This window comes from Bacillus sp. FJAT-29814 (genome assembly GCF_001510715.1).
Classification (GTDB): Bacteria; Bacillota; Bacilli; order Bacillales; family Cytobacillaceae; genus Neobacillus.
This window is the reverse complement of record NZ_LMTJ01000008.1, coordinates 489,968-511,309: the sequence shown is the minus strand read 5'-3', so window position 1 is coordinate 511,309 and position 21,342 is coordinate 489,968. Positions and strand designations below refer to the sequence as shown.

At 44.8% G+C, this 21,342-nt stretch carries 16 protein-coding genes; all 16 read right to left on the bottom strand.

Features of this window, described 5'->3' with window-relative positions; genetic code table 11:
• Window positions 1–6: 6 nt before the first annotated feature.
• Window positions 7–339 carry a putative DNA-binding protein gene (locus tag AR334_RS22735; protein ID WP_066318653.1) on the bottom strand — a complete coding sequence of 111 codons (333 nt, stop codon included), beginning with the start codon at window positions 337–339 and terminating at the stop codon, window positions 7–9.
• Between the two features lie 138 nt (window positions 340–477).
• Window positions 478–3,276, bottom strand: coding sequence for a VWA domain-containing protein (locus AR334_RS22730; RefSeq protein ID WP_066318493.1), 2,799 nt, complete (start codon window positions 3,274–3,276; stop codon window positions 478–480).
• Window positions 3,260–5,041, bottom strand: coding sequence for a BatA and WFA domain-containing protein (locus AR334_RS22725; protein WP_066318492.1), 1,782 nt, complete (start codon window positions 5,039–5,041; stop codon window positions 3,260–3,262). Before AR334_RS22725 ends, AR334_RS22730 begins: the two co-directional genes overlap by 17 nt.
• 13 nt (window positions 5,042–5,054) lie before the next feature.
• Entirely contained in the window at window positions 5,055–5,924 is an 870-nt protein-coding gene (locus AR334_RS22720) for a DUF58 domain-containing protein (RefSeq protein ID WP_066318478.1), read from the bottom strand.
• Window positions 5,921–6,928: a MoxR family ATPase gene (locus AR334_RS22715; protein WP_066318477.1), complete on the bottom strand. Its 1,008-nt coding sequence runs from the start codon at window positions 6,926–6,928 to the stop codon at window positions 5,921–5,923. Before AR334_RS22715 ends, AR334_RS22720 begins: the two co-directional genes overlap by 4 nt.
• A 5-nt stretch (window positions 6,929–6,933) precedes the next feature.
• The gene (locus AR334_RS22710) at window positions 6,934–8,490 is read right to left on the bottom strand and encodes a hypothetical protein (protein ID WP_156431363.1); all 1,557 of its coding nucleotides are present in this window, start codon (window positions 8,488–8,490) and stop codon (window positions 6,934–6,936) included.
• An 11-nt stretch (window positions 8,491–8,501) separates the two neighbouring features.
• The gene (locus AR334_RS22705) at window positions 8,502–9,353 is read right to left on the bottom strand and encodes an ABC transporter permease (RefSeq protein WP_066318468.1); all 852 of its coding nucleotides are present in this window, start codon (window positions 9,351–9,353) and stop codon (window positions 8,502–8,504) included.
• The gene (locus AR334_RS22700; protein WP_066318465.1) at window positions 9,350–10,285 is read right to left on the bottom strand and encodes an ABC transporter ATP-binding protein; all 936 of its coding nucleotides are present in this window, start codon (window positions 10,283–10,285) and stop codon (window positions 9,350–9,352) included. Before AR334_RS22700 ends, AR334_RS22705 begins: the two co-directional genes overlap by 4 nt.
• Window positions 10,282–12,648, bottom strand: a complete 2,367-nt coding sequence (locus tag AR334_RS22695) for a hypothetical protein (RefSeq protein ID WP_066318463.1) — start codon at window positions 12,646–12,648, stop codon at window positions 10,282–10,284. The genes AR334_RS22700 and AR334_RS22695 overlap by 4 nt, the downstream gene beginning before the upstream one ends.
• 178 nt (window positions 12,649–12,826) lie before the next feature.
• Entirely contained in the window at window positions 12,827–13,813 is a 987-nt protein-coding gene (gene ftsY, locus AR334_RS22690; protein WP_066318461.1) for a signal recognition particle-docking protein FtsY, read from the bottom strand.
• A 17-nt stretch (window positions 13,814–13,830) separates the two neighbouring features.
• A complete protein-coding gene (gene smc / locus AR334_RS22685) occupies window positions 13,831–17,397 on the bottom strand; it encodes a chromosome segregation protein SMC (RefSeq protein WP_066318457.1) in 3,567 nt (1,188 codons plus the stop codon).
• Between the two features lie 46 nt (window positions 17,398–17,443).
• Window positions 17,444–18,190: a ribonuclease III gene (gene rnc / locus AR334_RS22680; protein WP_066318453.1), complete on the bottom strand. Its 747-nt coding sequence runs from the start codon at window positions 18,188–18,190 to the stop codon at window positions 17,444–17,446.
• A 152-nt stretch (window positions 18,191–18,342) separates the two neighbouring features.
• Complete coding sequence (gene acpP, locus AR334_RS22675; protein ID WP_066318449.1) at window positions 18,343–18,576, bottom strand: acyl carrier protein; 234 nt, start codon at window positions 18,574–18,576, stop codon at window positions 18,343–18,345.
• Window positions 18,577–18,630: 54 nt separating this feature from the next.
• Complete coding sequence (gene fabG / locus AR334_RS22670) at window positions 18,631–19,374, bottom strand: 3-oxoacyl-[acyl-carrier-protein] reductase (RefSeq protein WP_066318446.1); 744 nt, start codon at window positions 19,372–19,374, stop codon at window positions 18,631–18,633.
• On the bottom strand, window positions 19,371–20,318 hold the full coding sequence (gene fabD, locus AR334_RS22665; protein ID WP_066318440.1) for an ACP S-malonyltransferase: 948 nt from the start codon (window positions 20,316–20,318) through the stop codon (window positions 19,371–19,373). The genes fabG and fabD overlap by 4 nt, the downstream gene beginning before the upstream one ends.
• Window positions 20,319–20,331: 13 nt before the next feature.
• On the bottom strand, window positions 20,332–21,336 hold the full coding sequence (gene plsX, locus AR334_RS22660; protein ID WP_066318439.1) for a phosphate acyltransferase PlsX: 1,005 nt from the start codon (window positions 21,334–21,336) through the stop codon (window positions 20,332–20,334).
• Between the last annotated feature and the right edge of the window lie 6 nt (window positions 21,337–21,342).

The window sequence follows — 21,342 nt, the reverse complement described above, 5'->3', positions numbered from 1 at the left end:
CGCCTCCTAATCCAAATTTTCAAGTTCGGCAACGAGTTCAAGCATTGCCTGCTTTGAGGGAGTCTCCTCACTCAGTAAATCCTTTAAATCTCGCAAAAGCCGGGAACGGTGTTGAAATTTTTGAAATAATAATAGCTTTTCCTCATATTCCTCGAGCATTGCCTCTGTCCTTTTTATATTATCATAAACCGCCTGGCGGCTGACATCATACTCTCCGGCAATTTCACCAAGGGAGTAGTCATCCAAATAATAGAGAGACATATAGCTTTGCTGCTTTGGGGTCAATAACGAATGATAAAAATCATATAAATAGTTCATTCGCGTTGTCTTTTCTAGCATCAATTGGCACCCCTCCTCATTTGTTAAGGAAAAAGCCTTTACATTGTAGTTTACACAGTCCAATACAGGCTGTCAAGAAAATATCTTTACACCTGGTTTTCCTGGCCCTTTATCCTCCAGCTTGCTGCGATTCCTATCTTACCGCTTTCGCTTCTTTGCTTCAAGCAGCCTTTTCATCCGGGCTTCTTTTTCTTCCTGTGAAACGACTGGAATCCTGTTCTTCTTATCGGATGCAGCTGACATCGGTGGTTGCGGTAGGTCAGGCTTCATTTCGGGAACTGGGTCCTGTTTTATCAATCTTTTATTTTCCTGCCTAGTTATTATGTTGTTTTTTACGTTTGCAAGCTGACCGATCGAAGGCTTCTCTGTTTCCACCTTTTGCCTTACGATATTCTTAAATAAGGCTATTAGTGGATAAAACGGTTTAAATCCAAGCCGTCGGATCAGGATTTCGAGAACCAGCAATAGAAACGCGGCAAGCAGCAGCTGTTCGCTGATTGGCATTTTCCGCTTTGGCTGTTCCTTTAACGGGCGGAACGCCTCTTTTGGGGAGGCAAGCTGTTTGCCTCCTGTAATGTCCGCAAGTTCTTTTAACAGCCCATTATTGGTCCCCTTTAACAAATATTCATCCGAATACGGTACAGAGAAACCGGTTTGAAACAGACGTTCCTGCCCATCTCCTGACGTTTGTTTTGTCCGTAAAAAGTACATCCCCGGTTCACTCGGAAAGATTACTTCATATTCTCCAGGTGCAGTCGGTTTTACACTAGCATCTACTACAGTACCTGTTTGAGAGACGACAGATACTTCAAGTGGAAGAAATTGGCCTTCCGTTCCCTTTAAGTTAATGACTGTATTGCCGCTTTCCTTGTTGACCGTGTACCGAAACGGCTCGCTATCATATTGCGGAAGCGATTTGGAAACCATCTGATTGATAAATTGCGGCCATTCTGGCCACTGGGCCCAATCCCCCGACCACTTGCCCGTCATATCCGATGTAAAGGCAAGCGTAGTTCCCAAGCCATATTGCCACTCAGCCAGAATCGGATCCTCTTTTTCACTAATTAGCGGGACAAGTGCCCGATTTTTTGCGGTTACGGCAATATAGGCATTCATCTTTGGAATTCCATTTTTAAAAAATGCTGTCCATTCCGGGTATGGCTGCACAATCGGATAGAATGGGTTATCTTCAATATACGTTCTTGTCGTCATCACGGTCTCTCTGGAAAGGATGCTTGGAATGACAGAAGCATCGGTAACATCATAAAACCGACCGCTCCCTTGCTGCGCCAAATCCTCCAACAGCCTTCGGTCCGCATCGGTACCGAGGGCAACTGTCGATAAGGTTATATTGTTCTGTTTTCCCTCTTCGATCAGTCCTTCATAATCACCGCCCGCTGCTGACTGCCCGTCGGTCAATAGAATAATGTGCTTCCGCTGCAGCTTTAGATCCTGCAATTCCTGAAAAGCCTTTTCAAGAGCCGGATAAATGTTCGTACCACCTCCTACTGAGACAGATCGAATCTGTTCTATCACCTTCTTCTTATCCTCAAGCGGCGCCGTTGCCACGATTTCCCAAGGACGGTCGTCAAAGGCAATAAAGCCCAAAGTATCTTTTTCCCTTAGCAAATCTACCGACCTGGCCGCCGCTTCCTTGGCCAATGTCAGTTTATTGCCGCTCATGCTTCCAGAACGGTCAATGACAATAACCAGCCCAAGCGAGGGCAGTTCTTTTTTTCCTTTAATATCCATATCAACCGGCAGCAATTTTTCAATCGGGGTCTTAAAATAGCCGCCAAGGCCAAAACTGTCTTCACCGCCGAGCATCAGAAACCCGGTGCCAAATTCTTGAACGGCTTTTTCGATTAAGTTCATTTGTAGTTCGCTTACCCTCGTCCCCGAAACATTGTTAAAAATAATCGATTGATATTGGAGCATGCCTGCCAAGGTAGTTGGGAGTTTTTCGGGAATAAGCTCGTCGATGACGTAACCGGCCGATTGGAGAATCTCTGTCAGCGAATCATCCTGCTTTCCCTGGATTACCAGGATCCTTGGTGTTCCCTTGACATTAGTAACTGCATAAAGGGAGTTATTTTCGATAAAGGCGTCTTGTTTATCTGTAACCAATTCAGCCTTAAAAACGGCCATCCCGGGTTCCTTAATCGGATATGCGAAACTATACTGGTTTTGGCCCTCCTTCACAGCGATTTGTTCTTGAAGGATATCCTGATTGTTTAAGGAAATCCGCAATTGGGCCATTTTTTCAGTATTGCTGATGACGGCGACTGTGATATTTACCTGTTCCCCTACATATAGCGAAGGAGGTACATCAAGCTTTGTTATGGCCGCATCCTCACGAAATGATTGATTAAATTTGACGTAATCAAGCTCAAACTTCTGATTTTTCAATAGCTTCGCAGCATCTTTACCAGTGCCTGCAGTTTCATTTCCATCCGTCAACAGGACGATCCGCCCGCCCTGTTCGCTACTCAGTAAGGAAGATGCAAAACCGATGCCCTCCTCCAAATTGGTTTCGGCGTTATTTATTTTTCCAGTCAATTCGGCAATGGACCTTTTTTTAATAGAAAAGGACTGGTCAACGACGGCTCCATCCGCAAACGATACGACTGAATAAGTTTGCTCACCCTTCTTTGCTTCTACGCTCTTATCCAGCCAATCGAGAATTTGCGCTTGCTTGTCTTCGAAACTGGCCGAGCGATCGACGAGAAAAACGATGGGTTCCGCTTTTATCGGCAAAAGGAATTGCGGAACCGCCAAAGCCGCAATCAGCAGAAAAAAAATGACCGACCTTAAGCTGAGAATTGTCACTTTTTCTGTAGTACGAGATTTATATATTTGTTTTGCAAACCGATAAATAAGCAGGGAGGCGGGCATCAATAAAAGTAACAAGAATGGGTATTTAAGCTCTAAACCCACGGCGATACACCTCCCACTCTAACGCAAGGATTACTAATGCAATCGCTGCCAGCCAAAACCAGATAGAATCATTTGCAGTTACCACTTGTTTTTTCCCTTCGGTTTTTGTGCTCTTGAGCGAGAAGGATGGCTCGCTCTGCAGCTTCTTTTCACGGTCGTCTAGCTGCACGGTGAAATAGGAAATTTGCCCGTCTGTTACAGCCTGATAGACCCCTGGCTTAACTGGGGCTGTGAAATTTTCTTTGACCAAATCAAATGATGAAAGATTTTTTCCCGCATCATTAAACACTTCCAAGGCTGTCTGCCCTTCCCCAAGCTGGAGGCGCTTTACCTCTCCGGGCTGAAAATAGCCGAGAAAACCTGTCTGCTTTGCCAACCACTGGTAGCTGTTAAACAAAAAGATTGGAAAACCGGGCTGCAGCGGCCAATCAGAATGTTCAAGCGAAAAATTTAATAGAATCGCAGGCTGCCCATTGATGCTCCCTGTCTGAATTAACGGATGGCTGCCGCTATCCATTATCGTATCCCAATTTCCCTCGATTGGGCTGGCAGCGTATTTTATGTAGGTTTTGCTTGTATCAACATATTGTGTTAAAGGTGAATCAATCGAAACAATTGAGTCCTTCAATTCAATTAAACTTTCAGTTTCTTTCGGATTGTTAATAAAAATGACCGGCAAATTAGGCAGTTTTTCACGCTTCAGCCCTTCAGCAATCATGACCCCTGTTTTTGGAACCTCCACCTCTTTAGAACTGTCAAGCTGAGTCACCTTAATTCCTAAAGTCTCCAGCCCTTTTATGAAGAAGGGATTCACTTCTCCTACAGCAAAAACATCAGGGCTCAAGTTAAAATAAACTGCGGTTTGTTCATTATCAGCAGCATAATGGTCGCTTGTCTGAATTTTTGCCTGATAAAATTTGCGCTGCGGCAAATCTGGGATATTGATGACTAGTTGTTCACCCGGGGCCGCGGTAACCTGTTGTTGAAATACCACGGTGCCCTCACTTTTAACAGTGAAAGGAAAGGTTTTTGGCTCTTTTCCTTGGTTTTCCAAAACAGCAAGGGCGGATATCCCGTTTTCTTTTTGTGCCACCCCAAATGACAGGACTGCAATATTATCCTGGATGACTTGGCTATTATGAATTTCATATGCGACTTCATTAAGGCTTGTCTCCAAGCTTTCCCGCTTGAAAGAGTCTGTAAAGATATGGATAACCGTTTCTTGTTTTGCCACTAATGATTCCGCGAGTCGGACGGCCTTGTCGATATTTTCATGCTCATAAGTCACGGACAAATTGTCAATTGTCCGCCCAATCACGGTGGGATTCATTTCCCGATTCAACAGGATGGCAGGCTTTTCCCCCGCCTTAATGATCGTGACCTCTTGAGACTTGAGACGCCCAGCCATTTGCTTCATCTCTCGTTTTGCTTCATCTAGAGCTGAATGATTTTCACTTATAGCAGACATCGTAGCCGAGGTATCGACAATCCAAATAATCTGCTCCCCTTCCACTCCCTTTGAAAACCAAACCGGCTTGGCTAATGACAGCATTAAAAGGGTTAGGGCGATAATCTGCAGCCAAAACAAAAGGTTTTGCTGCAGTTTTTGAAGCCAGGGGCTTGCTTTCCATTCGTTCATTGCCTGCTGCCACAAAAGGTTTGATGGGTTCATCACGGCCTGATATTGCTTGCGGAAAAAGTATAAAACGACGACGAAGGCGATAAAAACGACCAGGCTAAAAAAAATCGGATTGGCAAAATTCATTTTTATCACCTCATTAACAAAGCATTTTTTTCGCCTTACATTCATGAAAGAGAAATTTCATCAGGTCGGCATCATCTGTTGTCAGCACATATTGAAAGCCGAACCGCTGGCATAATGACTCAAGCTGGCCGTTATGTTCTTTCAAACGCTTTTGAAATTTTTCGATGATCAACTCATTAACCGTCACATTTACCTCTTCATTTGTTTCACTATCGATCAGCTTAAGATCACCGGCATAGTCAGGCTCCAGTTCTTGTCTACTTAATAGCTGGATCAACTTTACCTCCTGTTTTGCCGCAGCAATCAGGTGAAATAATGCTTCAAAGTGAGGTATTGGCTCAAGTCCATCGGTAATCACCAAGGCAAGCTGATTGTTTTTTAATGCACTCTTGGGCAAGTTTTCCGCAAATGACCCGGGAGACTCTTGCTTTGTCAGCTGTTGAATTTGATAAAAGACACTTTTTCCATAAACAGAGCCCTTTCTGGTCACCTTGTTAACTGGATGCGATGACACCGGTATAAACGAGAGTCGGTCTTCGGCATTTAGAGCAATGTAACTGAAGGCGGCAGCCAAGTCTTTTGCCCTTTGCCACTTTGTTTCCACCGCCGCCATCGAGTTGGAAGTGTCCAAAAAAATCGTAATGGCTAATTCCTGTTCATCCAGAAATCTTTTAATATAATGCTTCTGGGTCCGGCCATAAATATTCCAATCGATCTGCCTCACATCATCCCCTGGCTGATACAGACGAAAATCGGAGAACTCGAGGGAGGAACCAAATTTAGCAGCCGTTCTTCTGCCATTATGGCTGCCGCGGCGCCGTGTTTTGGCGGCAAACCTGAGCTGTTCCAGCCTGGAGAGCAATGCTGAACCGACGGCTGTCATCGACTGTCCCCATCCTGACCAGCGGTCTCAACGATTTCCGCAATCAACTCATCAGTTGATACACCACTCGCCTCTCCTTCAAAGTTTAATAAGAGACGATGTCTTAACACAGGAACTGCTGTCTGCTTGATATCCCCGATGGCGACATGGTATCTGCCTGCAAATAATGCCCGTGTTTTCGCCATTTGCAGCAGGCCTTGCAGCCCTCGTGGCCCGCTTCCATACTCGACATATTGTTTTACTCGTAACGGAGCTTCCACTAAAGCAGGGTGGGTCGCAGCAATGATGGATACTGCCGTATTAAGGATATCTTCCGAAACAAGAATTTCTTTGGAAAGCTGTTGAATCAGCAAGACATCGCTTATTCCCAACACTTTTGATAATTTCGGAACAGTTGTGCCTGTTGTTCTTAAGGCGATTTCTCTTAATTCTTCTTTGGACGGATAATCAACGTGAATTTTGCAAATAAACCTGTCCATTTGCGCTTCCGGGAGCGGGTACGTTCCCTCCATATCGATCGGGTTTTGGGTTGCCAGCACAAAGAATGGTTTGGCGAGCTGTTTTGTGCTCCCCATCACCGTAACCGTTTGTTCAGCCATTGCCTCGAGCAAGGCGCTTTGTGTTTTCGGGGTCGCCCGGTTTATTTCGTCCGCCAAAATAATATTGGCAAACAGTGGACCTTCGTGAAAAGCAAATTCCTGCCTTCCGTCGTTCCCAGGCTGAAGAATCATTGTACCGGTAATATCGGACGGCATTAAATCTGGAGTGAACTGGATTCGCCGAAAAGATAATTCAAGACATTCAGAGATGGAGCGGATCAGCATTGTTTTACCGAGCCCGGGCAATCCCTCAAGCAAGGCATGTCCCCCGGAAAAAATGCTCCAAAGCACTTGGTCGATTACCTCTTCCTGACCAACAATAAAACTCTTTAACTCTTTTTTTACACTATTTAATTGTTCAGCTGCAGTAATAAATTGATTTTCTTTCTCCTTTAGTTGAGACAATTTCGTCACTCCCTATTTGGATCCAGCGATAGAAAATAGTTCTTAACGATTTCCTCCAAATCAGCTGGTAGTTTTACACGATCCTGACTATTTCGGTAAGCATCCAGATAACTGCTATACACATCTTGGTACGGACGAAGCTGACCCGGTAATATTGGTCCGTTCCCCTCGTATTGTTCAGCCGCGCTGCCGCCGGATAGTGTTCCTTTATCGGTTTCAAGATTGGTTTTTCCAGACTGTTTCTCCGGAATTGTCAGAAGCTGACGCGAACCGGGTCCAAGCCCAGCACCACTGCCAGTTCCTGTCCCCGAGCCTTGGCCGCTTCCGGAACCCGAACCTGTCCCGCTCCCATTGCCATTGCCCGAACCACTTCCTGTTTCCGAACCATTTCCGGGTTGCTGGCCATTGCCGGTTCCTTGCTGGCCTTGACCTTGGCCGGAGGCACCTGTTTGCGGTTGGTCATTTTTACCTGATGGCCCTGAGGGATTTTTACCTGATGCTTGATTTGAAGCAAGCTGATTTGGCGAAAGTCCTTTTGCGGCAAGTTCACCCTGAAGGCTTTTTTCTGCTGTAGTGATGGCGTTTTGCGCTGCCACTAATTGTTTTTGGACGGTTTCGGCGTTAAGACCCTCGGAAATTTTTTTCGCCAGCTCTGTCAGTTCCTGTTCCGACAATTTTTTATCGATTCCGGACATTTTTGCGATTGCCTTTTTTTGACCCTCGGTTAACGAGTTATAGTTCTTGTTTAATTGTTCCAGTTCCTGTCTGATTTTTTCAATGTCCTTTTCTTGTAAAGCGGCTGCCATTTTTGCCAAATCATTGTTTTTCAGTTCCTGCTTCCAGGCCTCAAGTTTTTCTTGTTTTTCTTGTTCCTTTAACGCTTTTAACTCCAGTTCTTTTTTCTGCTTTGCCAGTTGCTCAAGGGCTTTTAGCGGGTCGGGATTCTGCGTGATGATTTTCTGGGCTTGTTCCAGCGCTTTTTTCTTTTCCCCTATCTTTTCCTGTGCTGTTTTTTCGGCCAATTCCTTTTTGACCTTTTTCATTACCTTTATCTCCGTTTCCTTTTTCGCCGCCATCTTAAGGTTATCGTTTGGAAGCGAAGCAATCAGCGCAGCAGCAGTGACAAGCAGTACCGCCAAGAACAGCCATTTTGGCAAAAAAAAGCTTTGCTTTCTCGATAGGACCCGATGCTGCTCCCGTTTCATACAAGTTAACGCTTCTTTAAGCTGTAATTTTTCAAGAATGCCATCACTGTCGATAAACGATAGCGCTGTGATTACCCGGTCATCAGGAATGTATCGATTAAATACCATGGCGGCCTCCCTCCAGCCTGGCCGATTCCGCCAGAAACGGAATCCGTGGACAATGAGTAGGAGAAAACAGCCAACCCAAATGAACAGATGATAGAATGGAACCACCATCATCCTTGCCGTGGTTAAGATGATCACAACAAAAGCTGCAGAAGCTGTCAGCCAATATTGGATTTCGACACTAGTTTTCTGGAATAACAGCTGGCGCCGCACCGGTTTCAACAGCTGATAATACATTTTTTGCTCTTCCATCGCCCTCATCCTCACGCTTCCGATTTTACTTTCATATTGGGCCGAAGCTTTTGGATACTAACAACAATCATGATGATAAATATAAGCGAATAGGATACAAGATAGGCTGCCCATAACGGAACATCGATTCCAAATCCAATTTGATTGGATAATTCATTAAAGGCATTAGGCTCCAGAAAACCAAAGAGAATGAACCCCGGATTCAGCATCGCAAAAAAATAGGCGACTGGATTGTTTGCCGGCATCGCGCCCATAGAATTGACCGCCATAGAAATGGTAAATAAAAACGCGGTTCCGCCGATCAGAAACAGTGCAACCCCGTAGGTACTGACCATGGCGATGATGGTTCTTCTGACAATAGTCGAGAAAAAGATACCGATGCTCCCAAATACTAGAATCGTAAATATATAAAAAATAAGTATCAATAAAACCTGCCCCGGAGATATGCCGCCGAATAAGAAAACAATACTGTAAATCGGCATGCTTGCAATAATCATCAACAATAAGAAAGAGATGGATGAAACCAGCTTTCCGAAAATAATGCTGGTGGAGCTTTGGTTCGTCGTCAATAATATATTCAATGTCTGTTTTTCCCGCTCACCACTTATCACTCCAGCCGTTAACCCGGGAGTAATAAACAGAATTAAACCCAATTGGATAAAGGCAAGAAGCATAAACATCTCCCTGCTCTGATCAGGCCGAAATAATCCCATCGGCGAATTTTGCGTTTGCAGATAGATAAACCCGACAATCAGGATAGTCAGGGCGAGCAAGTAAAAGGCAAGCCCTAGAAAGCTTTTAAAAGAGCGAAACCTCAGCTTAAATTCCTTATTCATGACTGGATTTAGAAACAGATTTCTCATGAAAGCTCCACCCCTTTTGTTATCTCCATAAACACATCTTCAAGGTTCGTTTCCATTTCCGAAAAGCTGATGATGGCAATATCCTGCATCAGAGCGGCTTTTAGCAGTCCAACCTGCTCTTCGGCATTTCCTTTGAAGAGAAACTCTAGCGTCACGCCGTCGTCCCGTTTGGTTAATTTGCTGACGAGGTGCTGGTCCTCGAAAAAACGGATGGCCTTGTCAACACCGCCATAAAGCTTTACAATAATCAACTTTTCACCCTTCAACCTCTGCTGGATGTCTGATACTGAACCTTCGGCCACCAACCTTCCTTGGTCGATGATTCCAATCGTATCGCACATTTCCGCCAGTTCGGGCAAAATATGCGAAGAAATCAAAATGGTTTTGCCCATATGCTTTAACTCTTTTAAAATTTCTCGCATCTCCACTCTCGCTCTTGGATCAAGCCCGGAAGCGGGTTCATCGAGAATTAAAACTTCCGGGTCATGAATCAATGATCTTGCAAGACAGAGTCTTTGCTTCATCCCTCTTGAGAGAACATCAACATAGGAATCTTGTTTATGGGACAAATTCACCAATTCCAACAGCTGTGGGATCAACTTTTGCCGCTCATTTTGGCTCAGGCCATAACTGGCGCCGTAGAAATCCAAATATTCGACCGTCTTCAACTGGTCGTAAACACCAAAGAAATCCGGCATATAGCCAATCTGGCTGCGAACCTGTTTAGGATCCTTCGAAATATTATAACCATTAATATAAGCGGTACCCGAGGTTGGAGAAAGCAGGGTTGCCAAAATAGAAAAGGTAGTCGATTTACCAGCGCCATTTTGTCCGACAAACCCAAAGACAGTGCCTTTTTCAATCGTTAAATTCAATGAATCGAGCGCAGTAAATTTCCCATATTTTTTTGTCAGATTTATGATTTCAATCATGAGTTGATTTCCCCCTTTATCGACAGCGCCGGCATCCTTACCCGAGGGTCACCTTGTCCCGTTTTAATCAATTTGATCACGATTTCCCCTTCATTTGAAATATAATTCTCCAATTGCTCTGTAATCGCCGTTTTCATATCCGGCAATGGCATAAATTCACCCGTTGCCTGGTTTTTTATTGAGTAAGCAACATTACCGCCATACCAGACGATTCCCAATTCATGGATGTTTGGCTTTTGTTCTGTTAACTGCTTGGGAACCTGAAGCACATACTCATATTCTCCATCATCCATTTCCATTTCATTTTGGACCCCGCCCATGTCATTAAAAAGGGTCCCACGGATGATATTGATATGACGTCGAAGCATATCGTCTTTGACCGTAAAAGAACCCGACAGTTCTGTTTTGATATCCATCGGCTGATAGATTAAGCTGATGCCATTTTTCGCTTCCTTTTTCGCTGCAATATCCGCTTCAATAACAGATGCTTTTGAAAAGCCATAAAGAATCGGCTGATTGCCTTGTGACGAGGAATTATAAAGGAATTCAATTGCTCCGTACTCCATCCTTTCCTTTTTTAGGCGCTTGACATCATTTGGTGAAGCCGGCATCATATATTGGAACATCTGATTGTAAGGACCTGCGAGATAATCTTGCTGTAAAGTTTCATTTACTGTTAACGTTTCACCGCTTTTTAGCGGACCAAGACTAAGTTTTTTTGTCCCCGACCAAATGAATAGTTCATCAAAGTCGTAAGGAAACTGATTGACGATCGTTCCTGAAAGCTGTTTATTCTTTAAGCTTAAGTTTAAAACGAATTTTCCGGCATTCTGTTTGCTCGCCCTGCCGAAAAAGCTCCTTGTCGACCAATATTCCACATTCGGAAACGTCACTTTGCTCTCTTTCCTCGCATTTTCTAGGATTGCATAGCGCTTGCCATCTCCGGCCGACATCATCGACGAGCTGGGAACCCCATAGAATTTACCTTTTGAAAAAGTCAGCTCATAGTCACCTCCGGTATTGGAAAGAAACGTGACCGCCTCGAGACCGGTCAAATGGCCATTTTCCGCCTGATAAATCCCTGTCTGATTGATTTGTGGCTTGGCAATCCGGTCCTTTGCACCCACTGCGAAAATTCCAATTGATGATATAACCGCAAACCCAATAATGACCCACCAGGCATGTTCGCGTTTATCCAGTCTTTTTAGCGTAAAATACAGAATTGGAGAAATAAGGAGCAGGTAAAGCAATAAAAACAAGCTAATCTGCCCGGCAGAAAATTGGGTGGAAGCAAAATATTGATTGACTTCGGCAAATTCGTTATAGAGCATCTCAAACTGGTTCTGATACATCTTTGGCGATTGGTTATTCATTTGCACGCCAAGCATCGGGCTTTGAGCAAACCAGCGGCCGTAATAGTTCCAAGAGGCTAATGGCTCGTCCCCAAGCGAAAAGGCTGTTTGCCAAATTTCACCGGCTCCATAGCCTTTATGTACAATCATCGGCAAATCTCCGCTGGTAGCAGATACATTTGCCTCAGGCTTCACCTCACCGACAAAGACCGGCAAGGTGTTAAATTCCAATGTTTCAGGCGCTTTTAAGAACTGGGTATCTGCCACTGCCTCCCGTTCTGATTTCATTGGAAATTCCTTGTAAAGTGCTCCATAGCTGCCGATCGCATTGGGAGTAGCGCCGACAATTAATCTGCCGCCATTTTTCACCCAATTCAACAAGGCTTGCTGCTGTGTTTCTTTTAGCTTCGCGACCGCAAACTCATCAATGACTATGTAATCCAGGGTATCAAGGCCTAGTTCGTCATGAGGGAGCATCTCTTCTGCCAGGATTATCGGTTCAAGTTGACTTCCTGACGCTTGCACCTTTAATTCTTTCAAACGGTCGGGATTTTCACTTAACAATCCGATAGTCCTGTATGCAGGGTCAATATACTTTGGTGACAGGATTTTTTTCCCAACGAAAGCTGTCTCCTTGCCGTCCTTCCAGCTCCCTTTATACAGAAAAATTGATTGTTTTATTTGATTGTTATTATAAAATTCCTCGGAATACGCCGGTAATGACAGCGAATATGTTTTTTTGCTTCCTTTTGGCACATCAATAGATAAAACCTTTGCTCCGCTGGAATTATACGTTACAGCAAAGTTGAAAAGAAGATCCCCCGAAAAATCTTCACCGTTGTTTTCAACTGTCACTTGAACAGGAAAGCCGCGTCCGCTTTTGATTTTCCCATCAAAGCCCTCTTTGACGGATATTTTTATGCTGCTGCTTGCTGCTTCGGCATCGTAAACCGCAAAAGCCATGAATGACAGGCAAAATAATACTATGATTGCAATCTGTTTTTTTAGCAAATCAATTCCCCCTTTAATCCTTCCATATTTGTAGACGAAAAAATGGACCTATTACACTACCATTCTTTTAAGAATTTTTCGCACTCTCTTTAGTGTATTTTTACACTTCTACCAATAAAAAGCAATCAGTTTTACAAAAAAACAGCAGTCCATTGGCTGCTGTTTTCGTTAACATGCTTTATTCGCTTTTTTCTACTTGTTCAGCAAATAGGCCGTACACGTATTTCTCCGCATCAAATTCTTGGAGATCATCCATCTTTTCGCCAAGGCCGACGAATTTAACCGGGATTTTTAGTTCGTTCCGGATGGCAAGGACAATTCCGCCTTTTGCGGTTCCATCTAACTTGGACAGGACAATTCCGCTGACATTGGTGGCTTCTTTGAAGGTTTTCGCCTGAATTAGGGCATTTTGCCCTGTTGTTGCATCTAGTACAAGCAATACTTCATGTGGCGCACCGGGCACCTCGCGTTCGATGACACGCTTGACTTTTTCCAGTTCCTTCATCAAATTCACTTTGTTTTGCAGTCTTCCCGCCGTGTCACATAGCAAAATATCAGCTTTCCGAGATTTTGCCGCCTGTATCGCATCAAACATGACGGCGGCTGGGTCGGAGCCTTCAGCCTGCTTGATCGTCTCAACTCCGACTCTGTCGCCCCAAACCTCGAGTTGGTCAATGGCTCCGGCACGGAACGTATCACCGGCAGCCAACAAAACGGACTTGCCTTCGGCTTTAAATTTATGGGCCAGCTTTCCGATGGTCGTTGTTTTACCGACCCCATTGACTCCAACAAACAGGATTACCGTCAAGCCATCCTGCTGGATGTTCAAAGCTGATGATTGTCCCTCACCAGCATTATAGATTTCAACCAGCTTTTCGGAGATGACACTTTGAACTTCTGCTGGATCCTGAATGTTACGGCGTTTCACTTCCGTTTTCAGTTCATCAATCAGCTCCATTACCGTTTCAAAACCGACATCAGCCTGGATTAAGATTTCTTCCAATTCTTCAAAGAAATCCTCATCGACTTTACGGTATCTGGCAATCAGGTCATTGACCTTGCCAGAAAAGCTGTCACGAGTTTTCGTGAGTCCTTCTTTGAATTTCTCTGTAACAGAATCTGTCGATTTGGTGATTTTATCTTTTAATTTCTTAAAAAAGCTCATGCTTACACTTCCTTTAACTATGATTCAACAAGTTCCCTCGTATCCTCCAGGCGGACGGATACAAGCTTGGATACCCCCGACTCCTGCATCGTGACACCATAGAGGACATTTGCCTCTTCCATTGTCCCTTTGCGATGGGTAATCACGATAAATTGCGTTTCCGAGCTATAACGCTTGAGATATTGGCTGAACCGGTAGACATTGGCTTCATCAAGCGCAGCCTCGACCTCGTCAAGAATGCAAAATGGCACGGGCCGGACCTTTAAAATGGAAAACAATAGGGCAATCGCCGTTAATGCACGTTCTCCGCCTGATAAGAGCCCAAGATTCTGGAGCTTTTTCCCCGGTGGCTGGGCAACGATTTCGACACCTGTGTTTAATAAGTCCTCCGAATCGGTCAATATCAGGTCCGCACGCCCGCCACCGAAAAGCGCACGGAACACTGGCTCAAAGTGTTCCCTGATGCCGTCAAAGGTCCCCTTGAAACGTTTTTTCATTTCTTCATCCATTTCTTCTATGACCATAAACAGCGTATCCTTGGCTTCCTGGAGGTCGGCCTTTTGTTCATTCAAAAACTCATAGCGCTCGGAAACCCGCTCATATTCCTCAATCGCCCCAAGATTGACATTGCCAAGTTCGTCAATCGCAAGCTTGATTAATTTGACCTTTTTCCGCGCCTCATCGACCGTCACGGTCAGCGGGTATTGTTCCTTGGCCCCCTCATAGGTTAATAAATATTCCTCGCGAAGATGTGCCAATCTGTTTTCCAGCTCCACATCCAGGCGGTTCATTTTTACTTCCTCATCCTTCAACACAACGGTCAGACCCTTATGAAGCCGTTTCAATTCTTTAACCTCGAGTTCAACATCTTCCAATTGCCCTTGAAGCGCAAGCCGTTCCTCCCGCCTTGCAGCAATTAGCTGAAGGGTTGCCTCTTTATCCTGCTGTTTTCTCTTTGCCGCTTCCTCCAACTGATCCTCGCCGGTGGAGCTATTTGTCATTTCTGAGGTTAATAGCTGTAAATCCTCCTCAAGAATGGCCAACTTCTTCCTGCTTTCCTCGAGACCGTTGATCGTCAGTCCAAGGCGTTCGTTGGCATTTGTCAGCTGTTCGTTTTTCGAGGCAAATTCAATCTTAAGTTCATTTATTTCCGAGGTGATGGTTTCCTTTGATGTTAAATCTTTGGATTTCTGTTCGGTGAGTGCGCTGATTTGCCTGTCTAAATCGGCGATGGCAGTTTGGTATGCTTCCATTGCTTGCAAATTTTGCGCTTCTCTTTGCGATAACCGGTTACGCTCAGCTTCGATTTGCTCTTTTTCCAAGTCATAGATCGCCAGGCGTTCATTCAGGTTTTTTTCCTCCAACTCCGCTTCCCGAAGTTCGCCTTTGATTGACTGTTCACTAAGCCGCAGCTCTTCCCCGGTTCTTCTGATTTCCTCCAGCTTTGACTCGGCGATGCGGACCGCTTCTTTAAGGCTTTTGACACTTTGCTCCAGGCCAGCGGTTTGTTCCTCCATGATGACAAGCTTTGCTTTTAAATCCTCTAGCTCCCCTTTTCTTGATAATAGCGACGAGGATTTTTGCTTAGCTGCTCCCCCTGTCATCGAACCGCCCGGATTGACGACATCACCATCTACCGTAACCAGACGGACCCGGTACTGCAAAAGCTTTGCCATTTCGTTGGCGCCCTTTAAATCTTTTGTGATTACAACATTCCCGAGAAGGTTGTTCATAATCTCAGTATACTTGGGGTCAAATCCAATCAGGCTGACCGCTGTTCCAATAAATGACGGATGATGTTGAATTAATGTAGCCTGGGCAGAAGAGAGCGGCCGCCCCTTGATCACGCTAAGCGGCAAAAAGGTGGCGCGTCCATATGAATGCTGTTTTAGGTATTGAATGGCGCCTCGGGCATTTTCCTCGGTATCCACAACAATATGCTGCAGGGCGCCGCCGAATGCTGTTTCCAGGGCAGCTTCGTATTGTTTAGGAACAGAGACAAGTTCCGCTACAGCGCCTTCGATGCCGCGAAGCTTGGTGCCGCGCATTTTTAATACCTCTTTTACACCCTGGAAGAAGCCGGAATAATCTTCTTCCATCTCCTCAAGCATATCTTTACGAGACTTTGCCTGTTGGATTAGCTGATAGGCTTGATATAGCGTTTTTTCCTGCTTTTGATAATTACTTTTTGTACTCTCAAGTTTGCGCTGCTGCTCGCGATAATGGACTACCTGTTGCTCCAGTTGCTTCCGGAGATCATCAAGTGCCGTCTGCACTTTCTGCTTACCCGCTTGGACCGTTTCCCGTTCCTTAAGGAATTTTTCATTTTCTTCGTCAAGCCTGGCACTTCTTCGTTCCTGCTGCTGGAGTTGTTCACCGATATGCTTTAATTCATTTTTTGTGCCAGCCTGATCATTGAGCAAATCAATGTATTCACTTTTCAGATTTTCAATTTTCTCATCCAAATTTTCGGTAAATAACAGCAGTTTGTCCTGTTTTTCCTTTAATTGGGCAAGAAGTGCGCTTACTTGTTTTTCCAGTTCGTCAGCGGTATGCTGCTGCACTTCCCGATTTTTCTCCAGTAAAATAATTTTTTCTGTTAATTCCGCAATGGATTGGATGAGCTGCTCTTTGTTTTGTGCCGCATTTTTCTTCCGTTCTTTTAAAACTTCCTTACGTCCCTCAAGCTTTTCCAACTCTTCACTGGCATGAAGCAGAACATTCTGCAGGTCGGTGATGGATTCGTCCAAGGCGGCAATTTGGTCCCGCGTCTCGATGATTTTAGCTTCCTTCAACTGCAATTCTGATGACAGCCTCAGTTCTTCCTGCTGATGCTCTTCAAGCTGTTTCGAAAGTGCTTCCCATTTTTGATGAAGATCTTCGATTTCATAAACCGTCAAGGCCACTTCAAATTTTTCTAGCTCTTGCTTTTTTTCCAAATAGTCCTTGGCCATTGATGCCTGCATCTTTAATGGCTCGACCTGCCCTTCGAGTTCATGAAGAATATCATGGACACGATTTAAATTGTCCTGCGTTTCTGTAAGCTTTTGTTCCGCCTTTTTCTTGCGGTTTTTATATTTTAATACACCGGCTGCCTCTTCGAAAATTGTCCGGCGGTCTTCTGCTTTGCTATTTAAAATTTCCTCTACTTTTCCTTGGCTAATGATTGAAAATGCTTCTCTTCCAAGTCCGGAATCCATGAACAAGTCAATGATATCCTTTAACCGGCAAGGCTGCTTATTAATTAAAAATTCGCTTTCCCCCGCACGTGTCACCCGTCTGGTCACACTAACTTCATTGTAATCAAGCGCCAGACCCTGGTCCTGATTATCCAAAGTCAAAGTCACTTCGGCATAGTTCAACGCTTTTCTCGAATCACTGCCGGCAAAAATAATATCCTCCATTTTGCTTCCTCGAAGTGATTTGGCAGATTGCTCGCCTAAAACCCAGCGGATGGCATCGGTAATATTACTTTTGCCGCTCCCGTTTGGCCCGACTACCGCGGTTACGCCGGGGACAAAATCTACACCTATGCGATCGGCAAATGATTTAAAGCCAATAATGTCCAACCGTTTCAAAAACATTGTTAATCCTCCCTAAAATGCCCGGGATCTCTCCAGTTCCATTTTGTCATTTTCTATGCTGATTGTTTTTTAATACACCTAAAGCCATTTGGGCAGCATGCTGCTCCGCTTCCTTCTTTGACCTGCCTGTTCCTATTCCCAGTTCTTCCCCGTTTAAGGTTACCTTGGAAACAAATTCCTTGTTATGGGCAGGGCCTTTTTCCTGGAGGACGCTATATTCAATCACACCGGTCCCGTCGCGCTGAACCAGTTCCTGCAATTGGCTTTTAAAATCCATCACATGAGAAAAAGCACCGGCATTAATTTTCGGAAAAACAACCTTCTCAAGAAATTTAATGACCATTTCCATTCCTTTATCCAAATATAAGGCGCCGATAAATGCCTCAAACACATCGGCAAGCAGGGCAGGACGTTCTCTTCCGCCCGTCATTTCCTCCCCTTTGCCCAGCAGGATCAAGCGGCCAAATCCAAGCTCATTTGCGAAGGCAACGAGCGATGGTTCGCAAACAATGGCCGCCCGAAGCTTTGTCAGTTCCCCTTCGGTCATGGTAGGGTATTTATTAAAAAGAAAATGTGAAATGGTCAGTTCGAGAACGGCATCCCCCAAAAACTCGAGCCGTTCATTATCTTCAAAAGGTTTTCTGCGATGCTCATTCACATAGGATGAATGGGTAAAAGCCTGCCTCAACAATTTTTCATTGTCAAAAATAATATTTAATTCTTGCTGAAATTCCTTAAATTGTTTGTCTTTTGCGCGATAGTTAAAATCTTTTTCATTCCCATTCTTGCGCATTACATTCTCCACCTTGTATCTGATTTACACTGTTAAAAGTATAACCTTGTTTATACGTAAAGAAACTTGGCCTCCAAAAGGAGCACCAAGTTCTATTCTACCTTAAAAAAGCCCCGTTTGAAAACGGAGCTTTAAGAATTATTCCAACAAGATTACTTTTGACTTTGTATGTAGTTAACAGCGTCGCCAACTGTACCAATCTTTTCAGCATCTTCGTCGGAAATTTCCATATCGAATTCATCTTCCAATTCCATAACTAGTTCCACTACGTCAAGGGAATCGGCACCTAAATCATCTTTAAAGGAAGCTTCAAGAGTCACTTGAGATTCCTCAACGCCCAAACGGTCAACGATGATTTTTGTAACACGTTCTAATACTTCTGCCATTCTCACTTCACCTCCCCTCAAGCTATTATATAGATAAATTTATAGATAGACAACTTACATCACCATGCCGCCATTAATATGGAGTGTCTGACCAGTGATATAGGATGCATCGTCTGAAGCAAGGAAGGCTGTCATCTTTGCGATATCTTTTGGCTCTCCTAGTCTTGCCAACGGTATCTGCTTCAACATCTCCGCTTTGACATCTTCCGGCAATTGATCCGTCATATCGGTTGTAATAAAGCCAGGTGCAATCGCGTTTACGGTAATATTCCGTGATGCCAGTTCTTTGGCTGTTGTTTTTGTCAAGCCGATAACACCTGCTTTGGCGGCCACATAGTTAGCCTGTCCGGGATTCCCGCTTACGCCGACTACGGAGGTAATATTAATGATTCTACCACTTCGCTGTTTCATCAATTGCCGCGTAACCGCCTTGGTTACAAGGAAGACTCCCTTTAGGTTCGTATTGATGACATCATCCCATTCCTGCTCTTTCATTCTCATCAATAGGTTGTCGCGAGTGATTCCAGCATTATTGACGACAATATCGAGCCGGCCAAAACGGTCTACCGCCGTTTTCACCATATCCGTCACTTCATCAGGATTGGCCACATCGCATTTCACCGTAAAAGCATCTCTTCCCAAGGCCTTGATTTCGTCAACGACTTCATTTGCCTTTGCTTCACTGCCGGCAAAATTTACGGCAACATTGGCACCCTGTCTGGCGAGCTCAAGGGCAATCTCCCGCCCAATTCCTCTTGATGCACCTGTTACCAGCGCCGCTTTCCCTTCCAAATTCATCGGTTTTCCTCCTTCAACGCTTCGATGACACCAAGAGCGGTTTCTTCATCGGAGACAGAATAGGTTTTTACTGTTTTGTCAATTTTCTTTATTAATCCCGATAATACCTTTCCGGGTCCGATTTCGATAAAGGTATCGACACCGAGGGCGATCATTTTTTGGACAGAATCCTCCCATAATACCGGAGAATAGAGTTGTTCAATCAATTTATCCTTAATATCCGGAGCGGAAGTAACCGGTTCGGCGCTCACATTGACTACGACAGGAATATTGGCGTCGTTCATTTTCGCTCCATCCAAAACCTCCCGCAGCTGTCCGGCGGCTGGTTTCATCAACGGGGAATGGAACGGTCCACTTACTTCAAGGGGCAGGACCCGTTTTGCTCCCGCTTCCTTCGCTTTTCCTCCTGCTGTTTCCACGCCTTGTCTTGTACCGGATATAACAATTTGCCCCGGACAATTTAAATTCGCTAATGCCACTATGTGTCCGGATTCTGTAACCTCATGAGTCACTGCAGCCAATTTATCCCGGTCGAGCCCCAAAACCGCGGCCATTGAGCCCTCACCATTCGGAACGGCATGCTCCATGAATTCTCCCCTTTTCCGGACGGCCATAACCCCATCTTCAAAGCTGAGAACGCCAGCAGCTACAAGTGCCGAGTATTCCCCAAGGCTATGCCCGGCGACATAATCAGCAGTAACCCCTGATTTTACAAAATGTGTTAATATAGCGATACTTGTTGTTAATAATGCCGGCTGTGTATTGTAGGTCAGAGTCAGCTCTTCTTTAGGCCCCGCAAAAATCAAATGACTTAACGGAAATTGAAGCGCATCATCAGCCCTTTGAAAATACCCCATTACCTCCGGATACTTATCAGCCAAATCCTTGCCCATTCCAACTGCCTGTGAACCTTGGCCGGGAAACACAAATGCTATTTTTCCCACTGACTTCGCTCCTTTACTGTTCTATTTTTTCGGTCTTCGTCTCTTCCACTGTTTGCTTGACCAGGCTGACGATATCACCAGCCACCATTTCCCTAGTCTGGCGAATCGCACTGAAAATCGCTTGCGCATTTGAGGAACCGTGCGCCTTGATGACCGGTGCTTTAAGACCGAATAATCCGGCACCGCCATATTCTGAATAATCAAGCTTATTCTTTAACTGCATTAAATTTGGTTTTAATACCGCGGCGGCAAGCTTGCTAGTAAAACTGCCCATTAACGCTGTTTTTAACATTTTGAACATCGATAGGGCCGTACCCTCAATCGTTTTTAACACCATATTACCGGTAAATCCGTCAGTTACCACCACATCTGCAACACCATCGAGTAAATCGCGGGCCTCAACATTACCGACGAAATTCAGATTAGAATTTTTCAGCAAGTCAAACGCGTGACGCGTCAGTTCATTGCCCTTTTTTTCTTCGGTTCCGATATTTAACAGTCCAACTCGCGGTTTAGTAATATTCCTTACCTTTTCGGAGTAGATTGAACCCATGATCGCGTATTGCAGCAAATGTTCCGGTTTCGCATCGGCATTGGCGCCGACATCAAGCAATAAAAAGCCTTCTCCGCCTATGGTCGGTAAGGTTGGTGCCAGCGCTGGACGATCAATTCCTTCGATTCTGCCAACCACAAACAATCCTGCCGCCATTAACGCGCCGGTATTTCCTGCAGACAGGCAGGCATCGGCCGCTCCATCGGCAACCTGCTGGGCGGCAAGCACCATTGAAGCTGTTTTTTTACGGCGGACGGCCCTAACCGGTTCATCAGTTCCGAGAATAACCTCTGTCGTATGTAAAATAGAAATTCGATTATGTTCTGTTAAGGTTTCTTTTATTTTGGCTTCATCGCCAACAAGTGTGATATGTAAATCAGGATAGGCTTCAACTGCTTTCATTGCTCCCAAAACAATTTCCTTTGGCGCGTGGTCGCCGCCCATTGCGTCAATTGCTAGTTTCATGTATGT